Source organism: Streptomyces sp. NPDC007205, assembly GCF_040634095.1.
Classification (GTDB): Bacteria; Actinomycetota; Actinomycetes; order Streptomycetales; family Streptomycetaceae; genus Streptomyces.
In genome coordinates, this window is record NZ_JBEYEW010000020.1 from 1 (window position 1) to 20,641 (window position 20,641).

Annotated in this window: 14 protein-coding genes and 5 pseudogenes; 8 read left to right on the plus strand and 11 right to left on the minus strand. The window is 68.2% G+C overall.

Annotated elements, in window-relative coordinates; translation table 11 throughout:
• Positions 1-100 (plus strand): annotated as a pseudogene (locus tag ABZ624_RS27955) (IS481 family transposase); the annotation flags it as partial.
• A gap of 119 nt (positions 101-219) precedes the next feature.
• Here ABZ624_RS27955 and ABZ624_RS27960 read toward each other — a convergent pair.
• From ABZ624_RS27960 to ABZ624_RS27975, 4 genes are all read right to left on the minus strand, one after another.
• Positions 220-1,014 carry an alpha/beta fold hydrolase gene (locus tag ABZ624_RS27960; RefSeq protein WP_360094586.1) on the minus strand — a complete coding sequence of 265 codons (795 nt, stop codon included), beginning with the start codon at positions 1,012-1,014 and terminating at the stop codon, positions 220-222.
• A 34-nt stretch (positions 1,015-1,048) separates the two neighbouring features.
• The gene (locus ABZ624_RS27965) at positions 1,049-1,489 is read right to left on the minus strand and encodes a helix-turn-helix domain-containing protein (RefSeq protein WP_360094589.1); all 441 of its coding nucleotides are present in this window, start codon (positions 1,487-1,489) and stop codon (positions 1,049-1,051) included.
• 20 nt (positions 1,490-1,509) lie between these two features.
• On the minus strand, positions 1,510-2,415 hold the full coding sequence (locus ABZ624_RS27970; protein ID WP_360094592.1) for an NADP-dependent oxidoreductase: 906 nt from the start codon (positions 2,413-2,415) through the stop codon (positions 1,510-1,512).
• A gap of 83 nt (positions 2,416-2,498) precedes the next feature.
• Entirely contained in the window at positions 2,499-3,569 is a 1,071-nt protein-coding gene (locus tag ABZ624_RS27975) for an alkene reductase (protein ID WP_360094595.1), read from the minus strand.
• 247 nt (positions 3,570-3,816) lie between these two features.
• Here ABZ624_RS27975 and ABZ624_RS27980 point away from each other — a divergent pair, with 247 nt between their 5' ends.
• Positions 3,817-4,350 (plus strand): MarR family transcriptional regulator, encoded by a 534-nt coding sequence (locus ABZ624_RS27980; protein WP_360094891.1) that lies wholly within the window; start codon positions 3,817-3,819, stop codon positions 4,348-4,350.
• A 1,102-nt stretch (positions 4,351-5,452) separates the two neighbouring features.
• On the opposite strand, the gene ABZ624_RS27985 is transcribed toward ABZ624_RS27980, so the two are convergent.
• From ABZ624_RS27985 to ABZ624_RS27995, 3 genes are all read right to left on the minus strand, one after another.
• On the minus strand, positions 5,453-6,664 hold the full coding sequence (locus tag ABZ624_RS27985) for an ATP-binding SpoIIE family protein phosphatase (RefSeq protein ID WP_360094598.1): 1,212 nt from the start codon (positions 6,662-6,664) through the stop codon (positions 5,453-5,455).
• 1,105 nt (positions 6,665-7,769) lie between these two features.
• On the minus strand, positions 7,770-8,288 hold the full coding sequence (locus ABZ624_RS27990) for a transposase (RefSeq protein WP_360094601.1): 519 nt from the start codon (positions 8,286-8,288) through the stop codon (positions 7,770-7,772).
• Between the two features lie 275 nt (positions 8,289-8,563).
• Complete coding sequence (locus tag ABZ624_RS27995; RefSeq protein ID WP_360094604.1) at positions 8,564-8,908, minus strand: putative quinol monooxygenase; 345 nt, start codon at positions 8,906-8,908, stop codon at positions 8,564-8,566.
• Positions 8,909-10,079: 1,171 nt separating this feature from the next.
• Between ABZ624_RS27995 and ABZ624_RS28000 the strand changes: the two genes are divergently transcribed.
• Positions 10,080-11,360, plus strand: a complete 1,281-nt coding sequence (locus tag ABZ624_RS28000) for an AAA family ATPase (protein ID WP_360094607.1) — start codon at positions 10,080-10,082, stop codon at positions 11,358-11,360.
• 469 nt (positions 11,361-11,829) lie between these two features.
• Here the strand turns inward: ABZ624_RS28000 and ABZ624_RS28005 are convergent, their stop codons facing one another.
• The gene (locus tag ABZ624_RS28005) at positions 11,830-13,275 is read right to left on the minus strand and encodes an alpha/beta hydrolase (protein ID WP_360094610.1); all 1,446 of its coding nucleotides are present in this window, start codon (positions 13,273-13,275) and stop codon (positions 11,830-11,832) included.
• A gap of 275 nt (positions 13,276-13,550) precedes the next feature.
• Positions 13,551-13,740, minus strand: a pseudogene (locus ABZ624_RS28010) (IS5/IS1182 family transposase); the annotation flags it as partial.
• A gap of 295 nt (positions 13,741-14,035) precedes the next feature.
• Between ABZ624_RS28010 and ABZ624_RS28015 the strand changes: the two are divergent.
• The 3 genes and pseudogenes from ABZ624_RS28015 (at position 14,036) to ABZ624_RS28025 (ending at position 16,672) form a co-directional block, all read left to right on the plus strand.
• Positions 14,036-15,145, plus strand: a pseudogene (locus ABZ624_RS28015) (DnaB-like helicase N-terminal domain-containing protein).
• A gap of 205 nt (positions 15,146-15,350) precedes the next feature.
• Entirely contained in the window at positions 15,351-16,499 is a 1,149-nt protein-coding gene (locus ABZ624_RS28020) for a site-specific integrase (RefSeq protein WP_360094613.1), read from the plus strand.
• On the plus strand, positions 16,439-16,672 hold the full coding sequence (locus ABZ624_RS28025) for a DUF4158 domain-containing protein (RefSeq protein ID WP_360094616.1): 234 nt from the start codon (positions 16,439-16,441) through the stop codon (positions 16,670-16,672). The genes ABZ624_RS28020 and ABZ624_RS28025 overlap by 61 nt, the downstream gene beginning before the upstream one ends.
• On the opposite strand, the pseudogene ABZ624_RS28030 reads toward ABZ624_RS28025, so the two are convergent.
• Together ABZ624_RS28030 and ABZ624_RS28035 are read right to left on the minus strand one after the other, a co-directional pair.
• Positions 16,671-17,747 (minus strand): annotated as a pseudogene (locus ABZ624_RS28030) (short-chain fatty acyl-CoA regulator family protein); the annotation flags it as partial. The gene ABZ624_RS28025 and the pseudogene ABZ624_RS28030 overlap by 2 nt on opposite strands.
• Positions 17,748-18,247: 500 nt before the next feature.
• Positions 18,248-18,865, minus strand: a complete 618-nt coding sequence (locus ABZ624_RS28035; RefSeq protein WP_360094619.1) for a TetR/AcrR family transcriptional regulator C-terminal domain-containing protein — start codon at positions 18,863-18,865, stop codon at positions 18,248-18,250.
• A gap of 67 nt (positions 18,866-18,932) precedes the next feature.
• Here ABZ624_RS28035 and ABZ624_RS28040 point away from each other — a divergent pair, with 67 nt between their 5' ends.
• Together ABZ624_RS28040 and ABZ624_RS28045 are read left to right on the plus strand one after the other, a co-directional pair.
• Positions 18,933-20,195, plus strand: a complete 1,263-nt coding sequence (locus ABZ624_RS28040; RefSeq protein ID WP_360094894.1) for a beta-ketoacyl-[acyl-carrier-protein] synthase family protein — start codon at positions 18,933-18,935, stop codon at positions 20,193-20,195.
• A pseudogene (locus ABZ624_RS28045) lies at positions 20,192-20,509 on the plus strand (leucine zipper domain-containing protein); the annotation flags it as partial. The gene ABZ624_RS28040 and the pseudogene ABZ624_RS28045, both read left to right, overlap by 4 nt.
• Positions 20,510-20,641: the final 132 nt, after the last annotated feature.

Here is a 20,641-nt window from a genome sequence, read left to right on the forward strand (position 1 = left end):
AGACTTCCTGCACACCTACAACCACCACCGCTGCCACACCGCACTCGGCGGCCACCCACCGATCAGCCGCGTGAACAACGCTTCAGGTCAATACAGCTAGAGCGTGAGTCGAGCGGCCCAGGGATGCCGGGTTGTGGTGCTGAACACCCGGGCCGCACCGGCGGCCGTTCGTGGGGGCCGCGTCGTTGTCGCTGGCGTGGTCCCCACGAACGGTGAGTTTCAGGCGCTGTGCCGGTTGAGGAAGTTGGTGATGAGCTTCTGCCATTCTTCGGGGCGTTCGACCATGGGCAGGTGGCCGGTGGGGATCTCGGTGAGCTGGGCGCCGGGGATGTTCTCGGCGAGGTGGCGGTGCAGGGCGGGGGGTGCCAGGTGGTCGGCGGTGGTGGAGATGACCAGGGTGGGGATGCGGATGTCGGCCAGGTCGTCGCGGACGTCGATCCGGCCGGCGAGGTCGGCGTGCTCGACGGTGCCGTCGGCGACTTCGCCGGCGGCGTAGGTGATGACTTCCTCCAGTTGCTCGGTGGGCATGGCTTCGATGGCCTGGGGGCTGAGGGCGTGCGGGAAGAGGAACTCGCTGACCAGGCGGTGGTCGCCGGTGGCGGCGAGCTTGCCCCACACCCTGAGGGTCAGGGCCTGCTGGTTGTTGGGGTGGGCCATGGTGGCGGTCAGGACGAGGGCGGTGACGCGCTCGGGGTGGCGGGCGGCGGCGCGGATGGCGACCGGGCCGCCGAGGGAGTAGCCGTGCAGGGCGAAGGTGTCCAGGCCTTCGGCGACGGCGGCGGCGACGAGCTGGTCGGCGAGGTCGTCCAGTTGGAGGGGAGTGGTGGAGCGGGGGGTGTCGCCGCTGCCGGGGTAGTCGATGCCGACGACGGTGTGACCCGCGGCCAGGCCTTCCAGGATTGGGCCGTAGGTGCCGGCCACGCTGCTGCCGGCACCGTGCGCGAGGGCAAGGCCGGGGCCGGAGCCCAAAACGGTGCGGGCGAAGGTTGCTTCGGGCAGAGTACGTACAGACACGGAGAATTCCATTCCTCGAGAACTAAAGGGGATATCAAAGAGGGGTGCTGCGACTGCGACCAGGAGCGGATCTGCTCCAGCCCGAACAGCAGAGCCCGGTCGTCGCTGGTGAGCGTGTAGGAGGTAGGCCCGGGCGCGGGACCTGGTCGTGGGTGACGAGCCCGGCCTGGACGAGTTCGCGCAGCCGATCGGCGAGCATCTTGGTGCTGATGTGCTCGATGGCGGTAAACAGTTCACAGAAGCGCGCAGGGCAGGTGGCCAGGGGGTGGAGGATGATGCCGTTCCACTTCTGGCCGAGGATCTCGAACGCGACGGCGAGGTCCGCGTCGGCCGTGAGCGGCTCGAAGGTGGGGTGGGCCTGCCATCGTTTCTCGGTCCTGCGTCCTTGGTGGTGCGGCGTTCGGCGGGTGGGCCACGGCCGGCGGGGGGTGGTGCCGGCTGCGGCCCGCGGCCGCCTCGCCCGTTCCAGCGGCAAGAGGCGGCGGCGTCGGGGAGTCAGGGAAGGAGGACGGCCTTGCCCTGGTTGCGGTGGGCTTCCAGGTCGGTGTGAGCCTGTGCCGCTTCCGTCAGGGGGTAGGTGCGCCAGATCGGCAGGGTGAGCTTGCCCGCGGCAGCCAGCTGCACCAGCTCCGGCAGGGATTCTCCGACCGGGTCGGTGGCGCCGGCGCTGAAGCGGACGCCGTGCTGCCGGGCGGACATGTCGGCGATGGTGATGACATGTGAGCTGTCGCCGGTCAGGGCCACGGAGTCGGCCAGCACGCCCGCGCCGGAGGCGTCGAAGACGAAGTCGACTCCCTGGGGAGCCGCGGCCTTCACCCGCTCCACCCAGCCGTCGCCATAGCGGACCGCGGTGGCTCCAAGTGCGGTGACACGCGCGATGTCATGCTCGCCGACCGTTCCGATGACAGTAACGCCGCGGGCGACCGCCAACTGCACGGCGATGCCGCCCACGCTGCCGCCAGCGCCGTGGATGAGCAGGCTCTGACCCGCTTGCACGCCCAGCTGCCCCAGGACTCGGTACGCGGTCTGGCCGACCGTGACCAGGGAGGCGGCGACCTCCCACGACAGGGCCTCGGGCTTGGCCACCGGCTGATCGAGCAGGGCGTACTCGCGGTAGCTGCCGCCGACGGTGGCACCGAGGACCTCGTCCCCCACCGCCGCACCGGCTCCCTCGCCGACCGCGTCGACGACCCCGGCCGCATCCAGCCCGGGGACCACGGGAAAACGGGCAGTGGCGGTGCCGGCCATCAGACCAGATCGGACCTTGATGTCGAGAGGGTTCACGGAGGCGGCCCGCACCCGGATGCGGACCTGGCCCGGGCCGGGCTCCGGCGTGGTGGTCTCTGACAGTTGCAGCACCTCGGGTGCACCGTACTCGGAGAATGTGATCGCTTTGGACATCGCGAACTCCCAGGTAGGAACGGGTGGAGAAGGGAGCCGCAGGCGCTTTGACGCGCGTGCGGCCCTGTCGGCGAGGGCGCCGCTCAGGCGGTGAGGGTGGGGTAGTCGGTGTAGCCGCGGTGGTCGCCGCCGTAGAAAGTGGCCGGGTCGGGGGTGTTGAACGGACCGCCGGCGGCGAGGCGACGTGGCAGATCAGGGTTGGCCAGGAATAGCGCCCCGTAGGCGATCGCGTCCGCGCTGCCGTCCTCGATCAGGACCAACGCGTCGGGGCCGGTGGCATCCGGGTAGGTGAACGGGTTGAGGACGAACGTGCCGGCCCAGGCCTTGCGCAGCCGCACGGTCAGATCGCGGTCCGGGCCTTCCATCAGGTGCAGATAGGCCAGGTCCAGGTCGGCGAGCCGGTCCAGCAGTGCCCCGTAGACCTCACCCAGGTTGTCCTCGGACATGTCGTTGTACGGGTTTCCGGGCGAGATCCGCAGACCCACCCGGTGGCTGCCGATCGCCTCGGCCACGGCCGTGACGACCTTGACGGCGAAGCGGATCCGGCCCTCGGTGTCGCCGCCCCATGCGTCGGTGCGCTGGTTGGTGTTGGGCGCGAGGAACTGGTGGATCAGGTAGCCGTTGGCGCCGTGGATCTCCACGCCGTCGAACCCGGCCTCGATCGCGTTGTGAGCCGCGGCGGCGAAGTCTGCGATCGTCTGCCGGATCTCCGCCTCGCTCAGCTGCTTCGGCGTCACGAAGTCCTTCGGCCCCTCGTGGGTGAAGACCTGGCCCTTGGCGGCCACCGCCGACGGCGCCACCGGTACCAGACCGTCGGGCAGCAGGCTCGGGTGGCCGATCCGGCCGGTGTGCATCAGCTGGGCGAAGATCACACCGCCCTCGCGGTGCACAGCCTCGGTCACCGTCCGCCACGCATCCACCTGTCCGGGCGTGTGCAGGCCGGGGGTGTCGGGGTAGCCCTGGCCGAGGAGGGAGGGCTGGATACCCTCGGTGACGATCAGCCCGGCGCCTGCGCGCTGGGCGTAGTACGTCGCCATCAGCTCCGTCGGCTCCGCGCCAGGCCCAAAGGCGCGGCTGCGGGTCATCGGCGCCATCACGACGCGGTTCGCCAGGCGCTTGCCGCCCAGGACGATCGGATCAAATGCAGTGGTCATGGTTTCTTCCTTGCGAGTGGGTGGCGCGCTGCGGCCCGGCACGGTGTTGCCTGCATCAGCGAATGCCTGTCTGAACAAGTAAATCACCTGTCCGAACAAGTAAGTGCACCGCGCTCATTCCGGGACAGCCGTGACGCAAGTCACACATCAATGACATGCTGCGCACCTGCCGAAGTTGGACTGAGCTCTTCGGGGCTAGGGACCAGGAGGTAGCATTAAGTTGTTCAGGCAAGAAAGCGAGGAAGAGATGCCGCAGTCCGCTCCGAGGGGCGAAAAGGCGCCCACGGGCACGGGACAGGAAGCCACCGTCCCGGTTCCGGCCGCGGCCGGCGGTGGGCCGGTCAGCCACGCGATCTTCCGCCTGGCCCGCCTGCACCGCATGTTCGCGGGACAACTGCTGCGCCGCACCGGCCTGCACCCGGGCCAGGAACTGGTCATGATGCACCTGTGGGAACTCGGCCCCCAGCGGCAGACCGACCTGGTGCGACTGCTGGACTCCGACGCCGCCACCATGACGCGCACCGTCCGGCGTCTGGAGCAGGCCGGCTTCGTCCGCCGCCGCCCCTCGCCCACCGACAAGCGCGCAACGCTCGTCGAACCCACCGCGGCCAGCCATGCCCTGCGCCGTGAGGTCGAGCAGGTCTGGAGCCAACTCGAAGGCCTGGTGACGGCGGACCTGTCCGCCGACGAGCGGACCATGGCGCTGCTCACACTGGAACGCCTGGAGCGCAACCTCGTGCAGGCCGCCGCCGATCCCGCAGGCGCAGATGCGGAGCGATAGTTCCTCGGCGGCCGCAAAGGCGCCCAGCACAGGTCCTGTTGACGACCCGTCGGTGAGAAGCAGCATGGCCATCGGCATGCCGTCCGGTACTGCGGACACGACCGCTCGCACGGCTCCAGCATGACGAAGACGATCTCCCGCACAATAAGCGCCTTAAGTGGTGGTGTGTCACGTCACCCGAGTCGGCCACGCGACAGCGCCGCTGCCCCACCCCCGGCAGTCCCACATCCCGAACGCACCCGGCGTCGAAAAACACGCCAGAGGCATTCGAAATCCGCAGGGGCTCGGAAGCAGTAGGCACCACCACCCTCCCCCGCATCCCTCAGGCTTGGGCAGGGGAGAAATACGCATACCGCTACCTGCTCCTCGCACTACCTACTTCTCGCACACCCGAACCGCGCATTTACGGAGCCCGGTGTCGTCCGCTACGACCTCCCGGTCGCCAAGGGCGTCGCGCCCGGCACACCAAGACGCCCCGCCAGATGGTTGTCACGGTCCGCGCCCTCGACTGCGCTCGGCCGCCTCGACTCGCGCAGGTTGCAGGGACGCGAAGCATCCGTGGCTACGAAGCCACCCCCGCGATCAGCAAAGCCGCGGCCGGTCCCGCCAGACGGACGTACCCATGCCGGACCTGCCGCTCCTCCGCCGGCAGATCGCCGGCGACCAGCCTTTCAGCTGCACCAGCGCCGCACCCGCGCAGTCGCATCTGCACCCGAATACTCGCGGAGTACCGCAGGACACGGCTCCTGCCGACCGGGAAGACGATGACGACGATCATGGCGATCGCATTCCGGCCCCTTCACCGCAGAGGAAACAGCGGAACGCGGCCGCGAGGCCGAGAAAGTTGCAGGTGCTTGCCCGGGTGTCGCTCCGTAGTCCCCGTCGGTCCGGCCAGCATCATCTGCGACACGATCGAGCGGGTGCTGGGCGCGCACCTGACGCGCCGACAGCGCGGCGCCTTGGGACGGCACAGGTGACCGCGGCGTCAAGCAACTCCGCCCCGTAGGCCGCGACAGTGCGGTGTTACGCAATCTTGATCACCACCGTGCTGGCGATGGACTCTGCAGCGGGCGAGTGGAGATCTCGGTCACGGCTGTGGTCGTCAACTTTTACCCGATGGTAGCGATTGCTCCGTCCAGATGGTCTTTCCATGGGGCGTGTGCCGGGTGCCCCAGCGGTCGGTGAGCTGGGCGACGAGCCCCAGGCCGCGTCCGCCCTCGTCGTACAGGCGCGCACTGCGTAGGTGGGGGGCGGTGCTGCTGCCGTCAGATACCTCGCAGACGAGTGCCGCGTCACGGATCAGGCGGAGTTGGATGGGATCGCCGCCATAACGGATGGCGTTGGTGACGAGTTCGCTGACCACGAGTTCGGTGGTGAAGGCAGCTTCCTCGAGGTCCCAGGCCGACAGGAGGCTGGATGTGATCTTGCGGGCCTCGCTGACGGCGGCGGGGTCGTTGGGTATCTCCCAGCCGGCGACCTGGTCGGGAGCAAGAGCGCGGGTCCGTGCCAGGAGCACGGCGACGTCGTCGGTGTGGCGCCCTGGCGACAGAAGCGCCAGCAGCAGATCGCAGACGCTTTCCAGGGGCTGGGACGGTTCGCTGAGAACGTCGCGAATCTCTGCCAGGCCGGCGTCGATGTCTTCCCTGCCCAGTCCTTCGATCAGGCCGTCGGTGAAGAGGGTGAGGAGGCTTCCTTCGGCCAGTTCGAACGTAGCGGTCTGGAAAGGAAGTCCGCCTACGCCGAGTGGCGGGCCGACAGGCACATCGGGGAAAGCGACTGCGCCATCGGGGGTGGCGATGGCGGGCAGGATGTGTCCGGCGCTGGCCATGGAGCACGAGCACGAGATCGGGTCGTATACCGTGTACAGGCAAGTGGCGCTGATTCCACCGGCGGGCCCTGATACGAGGGCGCAGTCATCCGGGTCCGAATCCTCTCTTTCGAGGCGGATCACCACGTCGTCAAGGTGTGTGAGCAGTTCGTCGGGTTCCAGGTCGACGTCAGCGAGCGTGCGCACGGCTGTCCGCAGTCGCCCCATCGTGACGGACGCAGCAAGGCCGTGTCCCACCACATCCCCCATGACGAGAGCGACTCGGCTGCTGGAGAGGGGGATGACGTCGTACCAGTCGCCACCTACACCGGCGCGTGAGCCGGAGGGCAGATAGCGGGTGGCCACCTCCAGGGCGGACTGCCTGGGAATGTGCTGCGGAAGCAGACTGCGCTGCAGGGCGACTGCGGTGGCGCGCTCACGAGCGTAGCGGCGGGCATTGTCGACGCACACGGCAGCCCGCGAGGCGAGCTCCTCGGCCAGCAGCAAGTCGTCATCCTGGAAGGGACCACAGTCCGGTGCCGCGCGAAGATCGCGAACCCGAGCGTGATGCCACGTGCCCGCAAGGGCATCAGTAAGATGGAGTGCATTCCGTATGCTTCGATCTTGCGGGCTCGTTCTGGAGAGCCCGCTGCCCACCAGCGCAGGTTGGTCATGTCAATGTCATGGCGAAAGCCCCGGCCCCTGGTGAGCGCATACGCTTGCGGGGAGTCCTCTGGATACGCGTGCGTGCGTCCTGTTTCGACGACACTCTCCGGGCAGCCCTCCAGCACGGAGCGCTGAGCGGCCCTGCGAAAGACCAGATGGCCGACGCCAGCAGCTCGCTCAGCCTCGTCGCCTTGAAGGAGCCCGTCAATCAGATCCACGACGGCGAAGTCGGCGAAGTAATCTGTGGCGACTCCTGCCAGTTCGTCGGCGGTACGGTTCAGATCAAGGGTGCTGCCGATCCGGCGACTGGCCTCGTTCAGTATGGACAACCGCCGATGCACCCAGAAGGGCTCGGAGGCGTCGTGAACCGCCTGGCAGACGCCTTCTGCCCCGCCGGTCGCCTCCCCGGGAACGGCGACCGTGAGGACCCAGAGAACCTCACTTCCGAGCCCGGTCAGCGGCTGGGCCCGCATCACCAGAGCCTGATGGTGCCCGTGGTGATCTATCCCCTCAACCGGTGCCGTCCACCCGTCCGGGACAGCCCACCGGTGCCGTGCCACCCAAGGAGGCGGCGCAGCGAAGAGACAACGAACAGACCGCCCCACCACGTCCGAGGAGTCGTAGCCGAGCAGTATCCGAGCGTTGTCACTCCATGCCTTGATCGTGCCGCTGCTGTCCACCACCGCAGATGCCGCGGACTCCGGGTGTGCATCGACAACGCGGGCGGGAGCGTCTTCGATCGCGACAGGTGGCTCGCTGCCGGCCGGCACCAGGCTCAGAGGAAGCGGCGGAGGGGTGCGCGTTACCTTGCTAGCCATGTGGTAGCGCGGTTGTGAGGCTTCCATGATCATCCAGGGTGGAGCACTAGGCGATGAGGCGATGCGACACCTCCGACACTGAACGGCCACCGGCTTCACAAACAGGTGGGAAACACCTGGACCACTACCTAATAGGGCCGGTCAGGTTGATATCGGTTCTGGCATGTAGCGATGACAGGTGGGGCAGGCGCCGGTCCAGACCGCGCGGGGCAGCTGAAGTCGGCGTGTCCCTCAGGAGGCGCAAGGCCACGAAGCGTGAGTACATGCGCTTGACGCCGCTGCAACCGCTGCTGGGCCGGGAGCCTTCCCGCCACTGCACCGGCTTCGCGGCCCGCTTGCCTGCCTCGATGACCAGCTTCTTCACCGTCTGGGCCGACTCGAGGCAGGCAGGCTGAGGTCATGGGCCGCGACCGCCGTAAGGCGGGGCCCCACCGCGTAGCCGAGCCCGCGTTCTTCCAGGCCAGCCGCCAGTCGGTGGCCACCGAGGCGCCGTCGGAGGGCAGGTGCAGGGAGATACCGGCCTGGCAGTTGGTGATCTCGCCCGCGGTGCCGGTGTACTGCCTGGCCACGCACGCCGAGACATTCCCGTCCTTGAGGAAGCGGGGGTCATCGACGATCAGCGCGGACGGTCCGATCACCTGCTGCATCCGCCAGGCAAGGCGGGCACGCACATGCGCCGCCTCCCACGGGCTGGAGGACGCCTCCCGTCCCCCACCATGTCGCACATGGCCGAACCACGCCGGAGCAGGGCTGGACCGGCGAGCTGGGCCGGGTTCGGTGCACGTACCCGGCTGACCTCCCGTTTCCGGCAAGGTGGGCTGTCCCATGGAGTGATCGCACACACGGGGAGCAGCTGACCGCCGCGACAGCACCTGGTGCCCTCCTCGGCCGTGGACGAGCCGTCCATCGCGGCCCCGCGCGGCTACCGCATCAACGCACTCTGCGGTGACGGCCCGGAGAGCGCCGTCACTGGATCACACCCTTGTCGGGGTCGCCGAGGGGGACGCTCTCCACCAGCGGAGGGCGCGGCCAGGAGAGGGCTGAGCGCGTCCCTGATCCGGTGGAAGTTCGAGCTGCACAGGTGCGCCTGCAGATCACCGGCGGAGAGCCAGCGCTCGACGAGCAAGATGTTTTCGCCATCGCTATGCAGCGCGAACAGCCCGCAACCCGGTTCCTGGTGGACCAGCGGGGCGAGGTCACGGAACACATCAAGGACGTTCTGGGTCTGGCCCGGCGCGGGAATCAGGCGGACGATGACGACGGGCATGCGCGCAGATCCTTCCGGGTTGGCCTCACGAGCCGCGCATGTGGGACAAGGAGTGAAGCTGCACTTCCAGGATGCGCGTCACCGGCCGATGCGCCACCGGTCCGTCTGGAGCACCAGGTCGGCGGTTCGACCGGGCGGTCCTGGCGCTGTGGCCGACGAAGGCTCCGGTTCCTTCACCCCTCAATAAAATTCGGCCCTGCGCCGCCTCTCACCGCACCTCAGCTTCCGGGTCTCGGGGCAGCTGCGGACCTCTGATCCCTCGGCCGCTCCAGCTTGTCCTCAAGCTGAAGTCGGGTGCTGATCCCGAGTTTCCCGTAGGCACTGGCCAGGTGGGTCTCCACCGTCTTCCCCGTCACGAAGAGTGTCCGGCGGAATTCGCATTTCGTGTTCTCGTGGGCCGCCGGCTCGGCACCACGGACCTCGCTCGGCGTCAGGGACCGCAACGCGAGCCCTGCATGGGTGCGGGGCGGCCGCCTCCCGCCTTGAGTTCCTTGCGTATCCGCCCTGTCAGTTGCACTGCACCACAGCTCTCGGCGCTGTCCAGCGCGTTACTGAGAACGCGTCGGGACTCGGTCCGTGATGAGGTGATCCTGGGAACTCCGGGGGCAACGATGTTGACGCCACTGACGGGACGGAGGAGGCTGCGCGCTCACGTGCTGTGGGTAGTCGAGTACATACAATGCGTGAGTGTGGCCGGTCGGCTACTGAATACCGAGTGCCCTGCGGTCAGCCAGTTCGAGATGTGTATGCAACTCCTGTTCGCACTACCAGCGAGGGCGGAGCACACGTTGAGCGTCATGTCCCGACAGCCCTCTGACCGGCCCTGGCGTCGCGTGGCCCGGGGCCGTCCATCGGCCCGAAGTGCAGCTCGCGTCCTCTCTGCGGGATATCCCGCTGCTGTGGACCACCCAAAAGCTGCACGGGCAACGTGGCCGATACGTAGGTAGGTAACCGCGTGATTCTACGGATCCAGCAGCCAAAGGGAGAGTTCAACATCGTGCTGACCGCGTACTCCGGGCCGTCCACCAGGACGTCCGGGAGATCACGGGAGGCTGACGCCCGGCGATGCAGCCGGTAACGCTGAACCGGACCGACTCTGCCCCTGGTGGGCCCGAGCTCGTGGGCGCCAGCCCTCCAGATCACCGTTGGACCACTGACAGGATCACAGCTCATGATCAACCATGTTGCCAGTGCGGGGAATCTGCCCCCGGAGCTGACCAGTTTCGTAGGCCGGCGCCGGGACATCTGCGAAGCCAAGGAGCTGCTCTCGCGCACCAGGATCCTGACGCTGATCGGTCCCGGCGGGGTGGGCAAGACCCGGCTGGCTGTGCGAACGGCATCGAAAGTGAGCCGTTCCTACCCCGACGGCGTATGGCTGGTCGAGCTGGCTGCCCTTCCTGACGGCGACCGCGTGGCGAGGACAGTGGCAGCCTCTTTGGGGGTGCCCATCGACGAGGAGTCGGAGCCCCGGGCGGTTCTGGAGGCGCATCTGCGCGGCAAGCGAATGCTGGTGGTCCTGGACACCTGCGAGCACCTCATCGAGGAGTGCGCCCAGCTTGCCGACAGGCTGCTGCGCGTTGCCCCGCGACTCCACATCCTCACCACCAGCCGTCAGCCGCTGGGTGTCGAGGGCGAACATGTCATGCCCGTGACGCCACTTTCACTTCCCGATACGCACAGCCCAAGCTCCCCGGGAACCCCAGCGCAGAGCGAGGCCGTGCGCCTGTTCGTCGAGCGCGCAGCAGCCGTTCTGCCAGGCTTCACCCTGTCCGACGTCAACAGCGAGATCCTGGCGGACATCTGCCGAAGACTGGATGGCCTGCCGTTGTCCATCGAGCTTGCCGCCACCCGCCTCCGCGTGCTTTCTGTGGGCAGGCTTCTTCAGCGCGTGCAGGATCCTCTGGGATTTCTGACAGGCGGGGCACGGTACGGTCCGGCACGGCAGCAGACCCTCAGAGCCACGATTGACTGGAGTTACCGTCTGTGCTCCCCAGCGGAGCAGCTTTTGTGGTCCCGCCTGTCGGTATTCGCCGAGGGCGCCGAACTTGAGGCGGCTGAAGCCGTGTGTTCCGGAGGGGGCATTGCGCCCAACGATGTACTCGACCTGCTTGCAGGGCTCATGGACAAGTCGATCCTGGTGAAAGAGGAGACCGGCGGACAGGTCCGTTTCCGCATGCACCACGCCATCCGGCAGTATGGCCTGGAACGCCTGGACAACATGGGTGAGGAAGCGGTTCTCCGCCGACGCCACCTGGCGTGGTGCCTGGAAATGGCCGAGCGGGCCGATGCTGAATGGTTCGGCCCGGACCAGCAGTATTGGTCGGGCCAGCTGAGCAGGGAAGAGGCCAATCTCAGGGCTGCCGTTGCCTTCGGCGCACAGGAACCATCCCTCACACCGGCGGCACTGCGTATAGCGGCCGGGGCATGGCCGGCATCGGGTTCGCGCACGTAACGCTGCTGATCTGGCTGGTCGGTGTCCGCTTGTCCCTGCGGCATCAGGGCATTCCTGCCGACACCCCTCCTTCCTGCGCCTGTAAACCACCCGCCGGGGACCAAGGCGTTGAGCGGACACACAGCTCCTTGTCCCGCATCGTTTCGACGGCTATGCGTACTTGACCCAGCAGGTGTCAGTGTGAGAGACCACCTCCCTTGGGGCCATTGACGGACAGGACAGATACAGGTGCGGTGATCAAGGAGTGCGACGCTCTGTACTCAAGGGATACCTGCGCCTGCGCCGCCGTCATGGCTGACCGGACCGCTGTGGGACCAACTCACCACCCTGCTGCCGCGGCGGCCCGAGTTTCCATCCCACTCGCCCGTTGGACCCGAAATGTTGATCAGAGCCGCAGAACCTGGGTAGCCCGGGGGCGCGATGCCCCGGGCTACCCGGCCCTCCTGTCCAGCGGGAGCGTTGCGTTGCGTTACTCGGCGCCGTGAATGGCCTGGGAGTCTGTGACCGGCAGGGCGAGCTCGGCTTTCACGGTGGCGGGGGGCGGCGTCACATAGACCGGGGTGGGGTCGGGCTCGGGTGCGCACGTCTTGGCGATGACGCCCTTGCCTGCGGGAAGGGAGCCGTCTCGAAGGTAGGCGGTGAAGGTGTCGTCCAGGCAGGCGTTGCCGTGGAAGAGGATCTCGTGGAAGCTGCCGCCGTTCTGGACGACGAGTTTGGATCCGGGCAGTGCCTTGTGCATGGCGAGGGCACCCGGGTAGGGGGTGGCGGCGTCCTCGGTGGCCTGGAAGAGCAGGACGGGCGGCAGGCCCTTGCCGGTGATCTTCAGTCGGCCGGCCGAGGTGCCCTGGTAGGGCCAGAACATGCAGGCGGCGTTGTACCACATGTTGTTGTAGGTGTAGAAGGGCGCGACGGCGTTGACCTTGGCCTGGTCCCTCTTCCAGAACTCCCAGTCGCGCGGCCAGTTGTTCTCGGTGCACTGGACCGCGTTGTACGCCGGGAAGGTGCCGTCGTCGGCACCCGGGGCGGCATAGCGGTTATAGGCGCTCTGCAGCGGGCGGGTGTCGTTCTTGGTGAGGTAGGCCGACAGTACGGTTGCCATCTGCGGCCAGCGCAGGAAGTTGTAGCCGCCGCCGTAGAAGGTGTCCTCGAACTCTGCGGGGCCGATCTTGCCGGGGGCCGGGGCGGCGGCGACCGGGCTGGTCCGCAACGCGGCTTCGACCTGGTAGTACTTCTGCTCCACGGTGGCAGCGTCAGTGCCCAGGTGGTAGACCGAGTCGGCCTTGGCGGTCCATGCCGCGAAGGCGTCGAACCTGCGCTGGTGTTCCTTGTCCTGCAGGATGTTGTGGTCGTACCAGCTGATGGTGGGGCCGACAATGCTGTCGAGCACCATCCGGCGCACGTGCGAAGGGAAGAGCTGGCCGTACGTCGAGCCCAGCGAGGTGCCCCACGAGCCCCCGTAGAAGTTGATCTTCTGGACGCCGAGCGCCCGCCGGATGCTGTCCATGTCGCGCGCGTTGTCGACGGTGGTCATGTGGGGCAGGAACCAGCTCCAGTTCGCGGCGCAGTCGGCGGCGTACGTGGCCGACTTCTCCAGCCATGCTTGTGACGTGCCCTGGCCGACCTGGTAGTCCGGCCGCTCGGCGTCGAAGTAGTGTGCGTCGCAGGTGACGTGGGGTTCGCTGGCGTTGGTGCCGCGGGGGTCGAACCCGATCCAGTCGTAGGTCGAGGCGACGTCCGGGGGAATCTTTCCGGAGACGTAGGCGGGCATCCACAGACCGGAGTCGCCGGGGCCGCCGGGATTCAGCAGGATGGGCCCTTGCCGTTTGCTCTTGGGCGCGGTGGCCGGGAGCCGGTTCACCTTGATCTTGATCTTGGCGCCGTTCGGCTGCGTGTAGTCCAGCGGCACTTCGAGCATGGCGCACTGCAGCGCAGGAGTGGTCGCATCGTGGCAGGAATTCCAGACGAGATTCCCCTGACCTGTGCCCTCTGGCGCAGTCAGGGAAGCCGAAGCAGGGGTGATACCCGCGCAGACTCCGCCGATGACGGCGACGACCGATAACAGGACTCTAGCTTTTGTCATGGAGACATCATGTGGCATGTGCAATATCACATACCACCTTCGGAGTGGGCGTTACTCAACTGTGATTCGCTAGGCACGTACGACAGGCCGCCCAGACGGGCGACCGGTGATGGTCGCCGTCGTGGGCGTGTGTCGCAGCGGCGGGTGGCCCAGGCTGGGCGAATCGGGCTCGGCGGATCAGGCTCGGACGGTGATGATCGCGTCGATGAGGTCGAAGGCGGCTTTGATGACGGTGACCCGCCGTTCATGGCAGCGCGCGAGCCGGTGTGAAGCGTTCTGTCAGGCGTAGGTGCGCGGAAGGCGTTCTGCCCATCGTGGGTGCACTCGATCGATCTCGGCACGACCGGTCCCCAGGCATCGCTCGACGAGCAGTGCAGGCCGCCTCGCACGGCTCCTCGCCGACCGCGGCATGACCGACGCCGCCATACGAGATCCGTGGAGTGAGGCGTGGCCTTGAACTCCGCCGTCGAGTCATGTCTTGCCATCGGAGGCGCTCCCCATCCAGCCGGCTGCGCCCCGCAGTTCAGTTGTGGTGCGAGGTCAGGGGCGGGGTCGTGCCGACGGCGCCGGGACAGTCCATGTAGATCACGACCACATGTTTGGTACCGACTGGGTTCTGGAACCGTTTGCAGTCGGCCTGTTGGCGCTCGTCGGTGTTATCCGGTCGTTCCTTGAAGGGGACACGCCGAGGCGCCACCGTCATATTGCGGGAGCGGCCGCCGGCGACCGGCTCTCGTTCTCCACCGCCGCGCACGCCGCCGTTCGCCGCGATCAGCACCCTGCCGCCGCCCGACCCCGCCGAGCACGCGAGAACACCAAATGGCTCGTCCAGGTGCTCGCCGCGGGGCGTGAGCAGGCTCGCGGACTGACCGCCTCGTACCTGCACACTCTCGTCCAGGTCTGCCCCTGGCCCCGCCACGCACGGGCCTACGCGCGGATGGTCGAGGCCGAGCACGCCCGCCGCCGTCTGTAGACGGCCGCCGAACGCCTCGTCCAGACCGTTCCCGATGACTCCCTCCCGCACCCCGCCCAGACGGTGCTCGACGAGGCCGACGCGCTCGCCGCGGTCGTGGACGACATCGCGAGCCAATTCCCGCCGCGCGCCGGAGTTCTGCCCCGCACCGCGGCACCGCCGCCAGCCATCGCGCCCGACCACACCGAGGCGGTCGAGGAGGAGCAACTGCTACTCGCGAGCGCCACCGCCCACCCCGCCGACATCGAGTCCGTCCGGTGGCTGCTCCCCGACGACCTCACCCTGCCGCTGCACGCCGGCCTATGGCAGTGCCTAACCGCCCTCGCTCGCCGCCGCGAGCCTGTCGACCCCGTCACCGTTCTGTGGGAGACCCAGCAGCGCGGTCTGCTGGCCGACGGAAGTGAACCGGGCGAGGTGCTTCGCCTGCTGGCCGAGCCTGCCGGCTCCGTGGAGCACTGGGGCAAGCGGGCCCTGCAGCGATCACTCCTGGCCACCGCCGATCACACCGGCCGGCGCATCGAGGCGTACGCCGGCGAGCCGGCGAACACCCCGTTCCAACTCGTCGTCGGCGCGCGCCGATCCCTCTCCGACATCGATGCCGTCCGCACTCGCCGGCAGCACGCCACCGGAACCGTCCCGCCGCAGCGAGCGCGCCCGGCGCCCACCACCCGTGCCGGGCCGCCGACCACCACGGCTGCCCGCACCGCCCGCGCCGCGCGAGCAACCCGATAGCCCCCTGCATACGCCGGTTGGGTGAGCAATAGTCCCCGAGTTCCGCGTTCGTCCCCCAGGTCCTGGCACCGCTGAGAGTGCCAGGACCTGGACCTGGTACCTCGTCCGGGTGACCGAAGCCCGTTCTGACCAACCTCGCTCGTTGTGCGCAAGCCTCATCCCTGTCGGGATTCCTTCAGTCTGGGTGAAGTCGTGGAGGCGTGGGTTGGCTCTGGCCGTAGTACGCGATCTGCGTGAGTACCGGGCGCCGGCGAGCGAGGAGGAGCTCGCCGAGTTCGAGACCGATGTGCTGGCGCGGTTCGTTCTCGCCAGGGCTTCGGCCGGTCTGGTCGACGGCACGATTCGCAGCGACACCAACCACCTGGAGCTGATCCGGGACTGGTTCGGCCGACCGCTGTGGGAGATGGAGCCCTCCGACGCCGACGTCTATTTCGGCAAGGTGCTGCGCGGCGCCAAACTCTCGACCCGGACCGGTCGGGCAGGTGCGCTGGCGGTGTTCTTCCAGTTCCTTGAGCTGCGGCACAAGGTCGAGCTGCACAACCTCACCGGCCGCGTGGTCGAGTGCCCGCTGGACGAGATGAACCGGCCGCGGGCCTCGGTGGAACCGCAGCTGCGGATCCCGCCCAGTGAAGCGGAGATCGAGGCGCTGTTTGCCGGGTGGCGTGAGGAGCTGGTGACCTGCCGCAAATTCGGCCCGGCCGCCCGCAATTACGCGGTGGCCCGGCTGGCGGCGGACGTGGGGCTGCGGATCAACGAGGCACGGATGCTCGACCTGGACGACATCCGGTGGGAGCTGGGCTGCTTCGGCAAGCTCAACGTCCGACACGGCAAAGGTTCCCGCAGACACGGGCCGAAGCCGCGGCTGGTGCCGCTGATCAACGGCGCCGACCGGCCTCGCTCGCGGCCGGCCTGGCCACCCCACTGCGCCGTGCACACCTGCCCTCGGCCAGCGCACCCGGCGCTCCTCCAGCGGGGCCCGTCCCGGCACCTGTTCGCCGCCCCGAGGCAAGTGCGGGGTGTGACTGACCAGGCGGCCCGAATTGCAGACGACCGCGCTACTGCTGGTGTTGTGCAGCTGCACCGCGAGTACCGGGTTCATAGACCCGCCGGCCGATCAGGTCCAACCACTGAGCCGCGGGGGTTTCCCGGATTCCCGCGCTCGCTGTATGGCAGCCCCTCTGCCGTCCAGCCCGGATACCGGGTACGGGGGCGTGGGAAGGGGCTGTGGAGTGGGGCGGGATCGGGTCTGGACGGGGCGGTGGACCACTTCACCCTGTCCGGCGACAAGTCGGGATGGTTACGGATCAAGACCAGGGGACGAGGCTGGGCTTCGCCGTCCAGCTCAAGTTCCTGACCTGGCGCGGCTGGTTTCCCCGGATGCGCATGGAGCTGCCGCCCGATGCGGTCGAGCACGTCGCCAAACAGGTGAGCGTCGCCGCGTCGGAGCTGGGGTTCTACGACTTCACCTCGCGAGCCGCGAAGCGGCACCGCAGCGCGCTGCGGGATCTGACCGGCTGGCATGAGTAGTCCTGCCGGTTTCGCCCCAGCCACCGCGATGCCTGGTGACCGCGCGGGCGGTCCACAAGTACCGCTGGCCGCCAGGCATTTCGGCGATCTGGACATGGATGCGGCCGGGCGCGGCGAACGCCTCGTAGACGTTCCACAGCGGGCAGGTACCGCCGGCCCTGGAGAAGTGGAAGCCGCTCGCCGACTGGCGTTTGGACAAGTTGCCGGCCCGGTCGACACGCACGAAGGAGAACGGCACCCCGCGCAGCCGGGGGCGTTGCAGCGTGCTCAGGCGGTGGCAGACGGTTTCGTAGCCTAGGCCGTAGTGGTCGGTGAGGCGTTCGATGTCGTAGCGCGTCTCTTCGGCTGCCGTGTGGAAGGCTGTCTACGGCAGGATCAGCGCGGCGGGGAAGTAGTTGGCGATGCCGATGGGGGCCAGCGCGTGGGTGGTCGAGCCGGGTGCGAAGTCCTCGGCGGCCTGCCGGTCGAGGTCCTCGCCGTGTTCCAACAGGGCCAGCTGTGTCGCCATCCGGAAGGCGCGCTGACCTGGCCGCAGTCGCGGGGACAGGTGGAGAGTGCGGCTTCTCTCGTCGTAGCGGTGCAGCCGTTCGCCGGGCTCGGCAGCGAGATGGATGCCGTGGGTGTCGGCGATTCTTTCGGTGGGGGCTCCGATCACCTCCCCCGGCCGGATGCCGATCTCCTGGGCCAGGCGCTCGGCCGCCAGGTCGCTGTCGTGGAGGTAGTTCTGCCGACGGTAGAAAATATCCCGGATCGCCTCGTGGGGTGAGGCCACAGTCCCCCGGTCGCCGTCTCGGCCGTCCGTCACCTCGGCCAGTCGCTCGGACAGGCGCTGGCGAGCGCTTCGCGCATGTCGGCCACGAGCCGGGCCGTGTCGCGCTCGGAGAAGAAGCCCGGGTCGACGCCGAACGGCCTCGGTCAGCCGCAGAAGGGCCGGCACGGTGAGAGGACGGGAGCCGTGCTCCATCTGGTTCCGATAGCTCGGCGAGATCTCCAGCGTCCGGGCGAGTTCGGCCTGGCTCATCCGCCGCTCCTCGCGCAGCCGCCGCAGTCGCGCGCCCGCGTACATCTTGCTCACGACCACTCCTCCACACCCCGGATCCGATCGCGTCAGCGGTACGGGACGCAGCCTCGACTGCGACCTTCGCAAGGTTGGCAAAGACTGGCGGGAAAGATTCGCAGAAGTCGGCATCGATCCAAGGTTGATGGCACTGAGTGCCAGTGTCGACACAGTCACAGTGCGGCCCGCCGGACACCGGCAGGCAAAGTCCGGAACCGTGGCACGGTTTCCGCCCTGACGTCGGAGATCCCGGCACGGTGGCGGACTGTATCGGCAACACTGCTCAGTTTCGCCCTCCAGGGTGACGTCGGGCCGCATCCAGTGCGACGACACGCAGTGCCATGTCCGTTCGTTAGACCACGGGATTGGCAGCTAGCTGTTGCTGGCAAGCAGGTTCTTGACGCCTTGCTCTAGCCACAACAGTGGAGTTCGCCGGCGACGGCGAGCATGCCGACCGCGACAAGGCCACCGTCGCGTGGGAACCGCGCACGTCGTCGCCGCAGGCCCGTTCGACTGAGCTAGCCGCCCTCGGGTTCGTCGTGGATGGTCAATGCTCCGGCGAGGTCGAGGTCGGCGACAGTGCCGTGCGCCCCGGCGCGGACGAGCAGCACTGCTCCGAGTGCGGTGCTCCAGAACGTCCGGGCCTCCACGTCGAGCGGGCGACGGGCCCTCCAGCCGCGACCGCCGATGAGCTGGCTCACGAAGCGCTCGGATTGCCGGAACAGCAACTGGAGGTGTTGGTCGACCACGGGGGCGAGTTCGGGCTTGGAGATCCCGGCGGCGAGTGCTCGCGCGACCGATGGGAGCGAGGGCATGGCCAGGACGGCGCGGGCGATGTTGCGCCGAAATGTCGCCGCATTGGGGGCTTGGCGACCGATGCGCTCAATCCGTCGGGCGTCGTGCAGCAAGCCGAGAAAGGCGGCGTGCACGAGCAGCGAGTCCTTGGAGCCGAAGTAGTAGGTGACCTGATTGGGGAAGACGCCTGCCGCGTTCGCGATCTCCGCGACGCTCACCTCAGCGCCGGGCCGCTCCTTGCAGAGCCGTGCAGTTGCCTCAATCAGCCGGCGCCTCGTCTCGCGACCGCGGTCACGCGACGGAGTCGACGTTGATCGAGTTTTGGTTCGCTTCTTCTCCACACCCAAATTGTATGTGATACAACAAGGCTTCGTTCACTTGTATCGCATACAAGAAAGGTCCAAGGGCATGCACCGGACTGAAGTCGTCGTGACCGGACTCGGCGCGATCACACCACTCGGTGGAGACGTGGAGTCCACCTGGAAAGCCCTGCTTGCCGGCCAGTCCGGCATCCGAGGTGGCGCCCTGCGCGGCCACGAGGACGCCGGCCTTCCCGACACCGTCGCGGGGACGATGGCGATCGACCCCGCCGAGTTGCTGCTGCCGGTGCAGGCCAGGCGGCTGGACCGCTCGCAGCAGGCGGCCTTGGCCGCGGCGGCCGAAGCCTGGGCCGATGCAGGCGCCCCGGACGTGGCCCGGGACCGGCTCGCATCGGCGATCGGCACGGGCATCGGAGGCGTACGGACGCTGTTGAAGGAAGACGACGTACTGGAGGCGGCCGGGACGCGGCGCGTGTCGCCACGCACGGTACCGATGCTCATGCCCAATGCGGCGGCGGCGCTGATCAGTATCGAATACGGTGCAAGGGCCGGGGTCTACACGCCCGTCTCGGCGTGCTCTTCCGGTGCCGAGGCGATCGCCCTGGGTGCCAGGCTTATCCGTGCCGGCGAGGCGGACGTGGTCATCGCGGGCGGGACCGAGGCCGCGATCACCCCGATCACCGTCGCCGGCTTCGCCCAGGCACAAGCACTGTCGCGGCATACCGCCGAACCCGCGTCAGCGTCCCGGCCGTTCGCCGCGGACCGCAGCGGCTTCGTCCTCAGTGAAGGCGCCGCTGTCGTGGTGCTCGAAAGCGCCGAGCACGCCAGCGCCCGAGGCGCGCGCGTCCACGCGGTGCTCGCGGGCGCTGGCATCGCCGCCGACGCTCACCACATCACGGCGCCCGCTGCCGACGGCTCCGGTCAGATCTCGGCGATGCGGAAGGCCCTCGCGCAAGCCGGCTTGGCTCCCGAGCAGATCAGCCACATCAACGCCCACGCCACCGGAACTCCGGTCGGCGACGTCGCCGAGGCACACGCGATCGGGGAGGTCTTCGGCCGCGCCACCGTGACAGCCCCCAAGGCGGCGCTCGGCCATCTCTTTGGCGCGGCCGGCGCGATCGAGGCGCTCATCGCCGTCCTCAGCGCCGAGCACGGCGTTATCCCGCCGACCCGCAACATCACTGCGGCCGGCGTCAGTCCCGACATCGATCTCGATGTCGTCGCAGAGCGACGAGACGTTCCCCAGGAGGCCGTGCTCAGCAACTCCTTCGGCTTCGGTGGGCAGAACGTCTCACTCATCGTCACCGGAGCACGGCACCCCGCGTCCCGTACGACCTCGACCACGCGATGACCCACGCGAACGCACCGTTGTCCGTGGAGGATCGCCGCCGATTGGTCGAGCGTTGCAAGACTCGTCCGATCGCGCATGTAGCCGCAGAGATGGGGATTTCCCGAGCAGCGGCGTCGAAGTGGGTGAACCGGCACCGGTGACACGGCGAACTCGGGTTGGTTGATCGAAGCTCGACGCCGCACCATCAGCCGAGTGCGACACCAGTCGTCGTGGTCACACGCATTGAGCAGATGCGGCGTGCCCACAAGTGGTCGGCCACTCGCATCGCCCACGAGCTCGCCGTCGATGGGATTGTGGTCTCGCACCGTCGCGTTCCTCCACCGGGCGAGGAAGGTGGACACGCGCGTGCGGGCCGTGGAGACCTTCACGTTGATCACCGCCTGGCCGATCGACTCACGGTTGTTGTTTGGGTGGGTGACAGCGTAGGGCGGACGGCTCCTGGTACC

Bases quoted from the DNA above. Each gene is read 5' to 3' on its own strand.
- ABZ624_RS28005 (WP_360094610.1), bottom strand. From the start codon at position 13,275: ATGCTCGAAGTGCCGCTGGACTACACGCAGCCGAACGGCGCCAAGATC.
- ABZ624_RS28040 (WP_360094894.1), top strand. From the start codon at position 18,933: ATGCACCGGACTGAAGTCGTCGTGACCGGACTCGGCGCGATCACACCA.
- ABZ624_RS28025 (WP_360094616.1), top strand. From the start codon at position 16,439: ATGGTTACGGATCAAGACCAGGGGACGAGGCTGGGCTTCGCCGTCCAG.
- ABZ624_RS27995 (WP_360094604.1), bottom strand. From the start codon at position 8,908: ATGCCCGTCGTCATCGTCCGCCTGATTCCCGCGCCGGGCCAGACCCAG.
- ABZ624_RS28000 (WP_360094607.1), top strand. From the start codon at position 10,080: ATGATCAACCATGTTGCCAGTGCGGGGAATCTGCCCCCGGAGCTGACC.
- ABZ624_RS27975 (WP_360094595.1), bottom strand. From the start codon at position 3,569: ATGACCACTGCATTTGATCCGATCGTCCTGGGCGGCAAGCGCCTGGCG.
- ABZ624_RS27970 (WP_360094592.1), bottom strand. From the start codon at position 2,415: ATGTCCAAAGCGATCACATTCTCCGAGTACGGTGCACCCGAGGTGCTG.
- ABZ624_RS27990 (WP_360094601.1), bottom strand. From the start codon at position 8,288: ATGCAGCAGGTGATCGGACCGTCCGCGCTGATCGTCGATGACCCCCGC.
- ABZ624_RS27980 (WP_360094891.1), top strand. From the start codon at position 3,817: ATGCCGCAGTCCGCTCCGAGGGGCGAAAAGGCGCCCACGGGCACGGGA.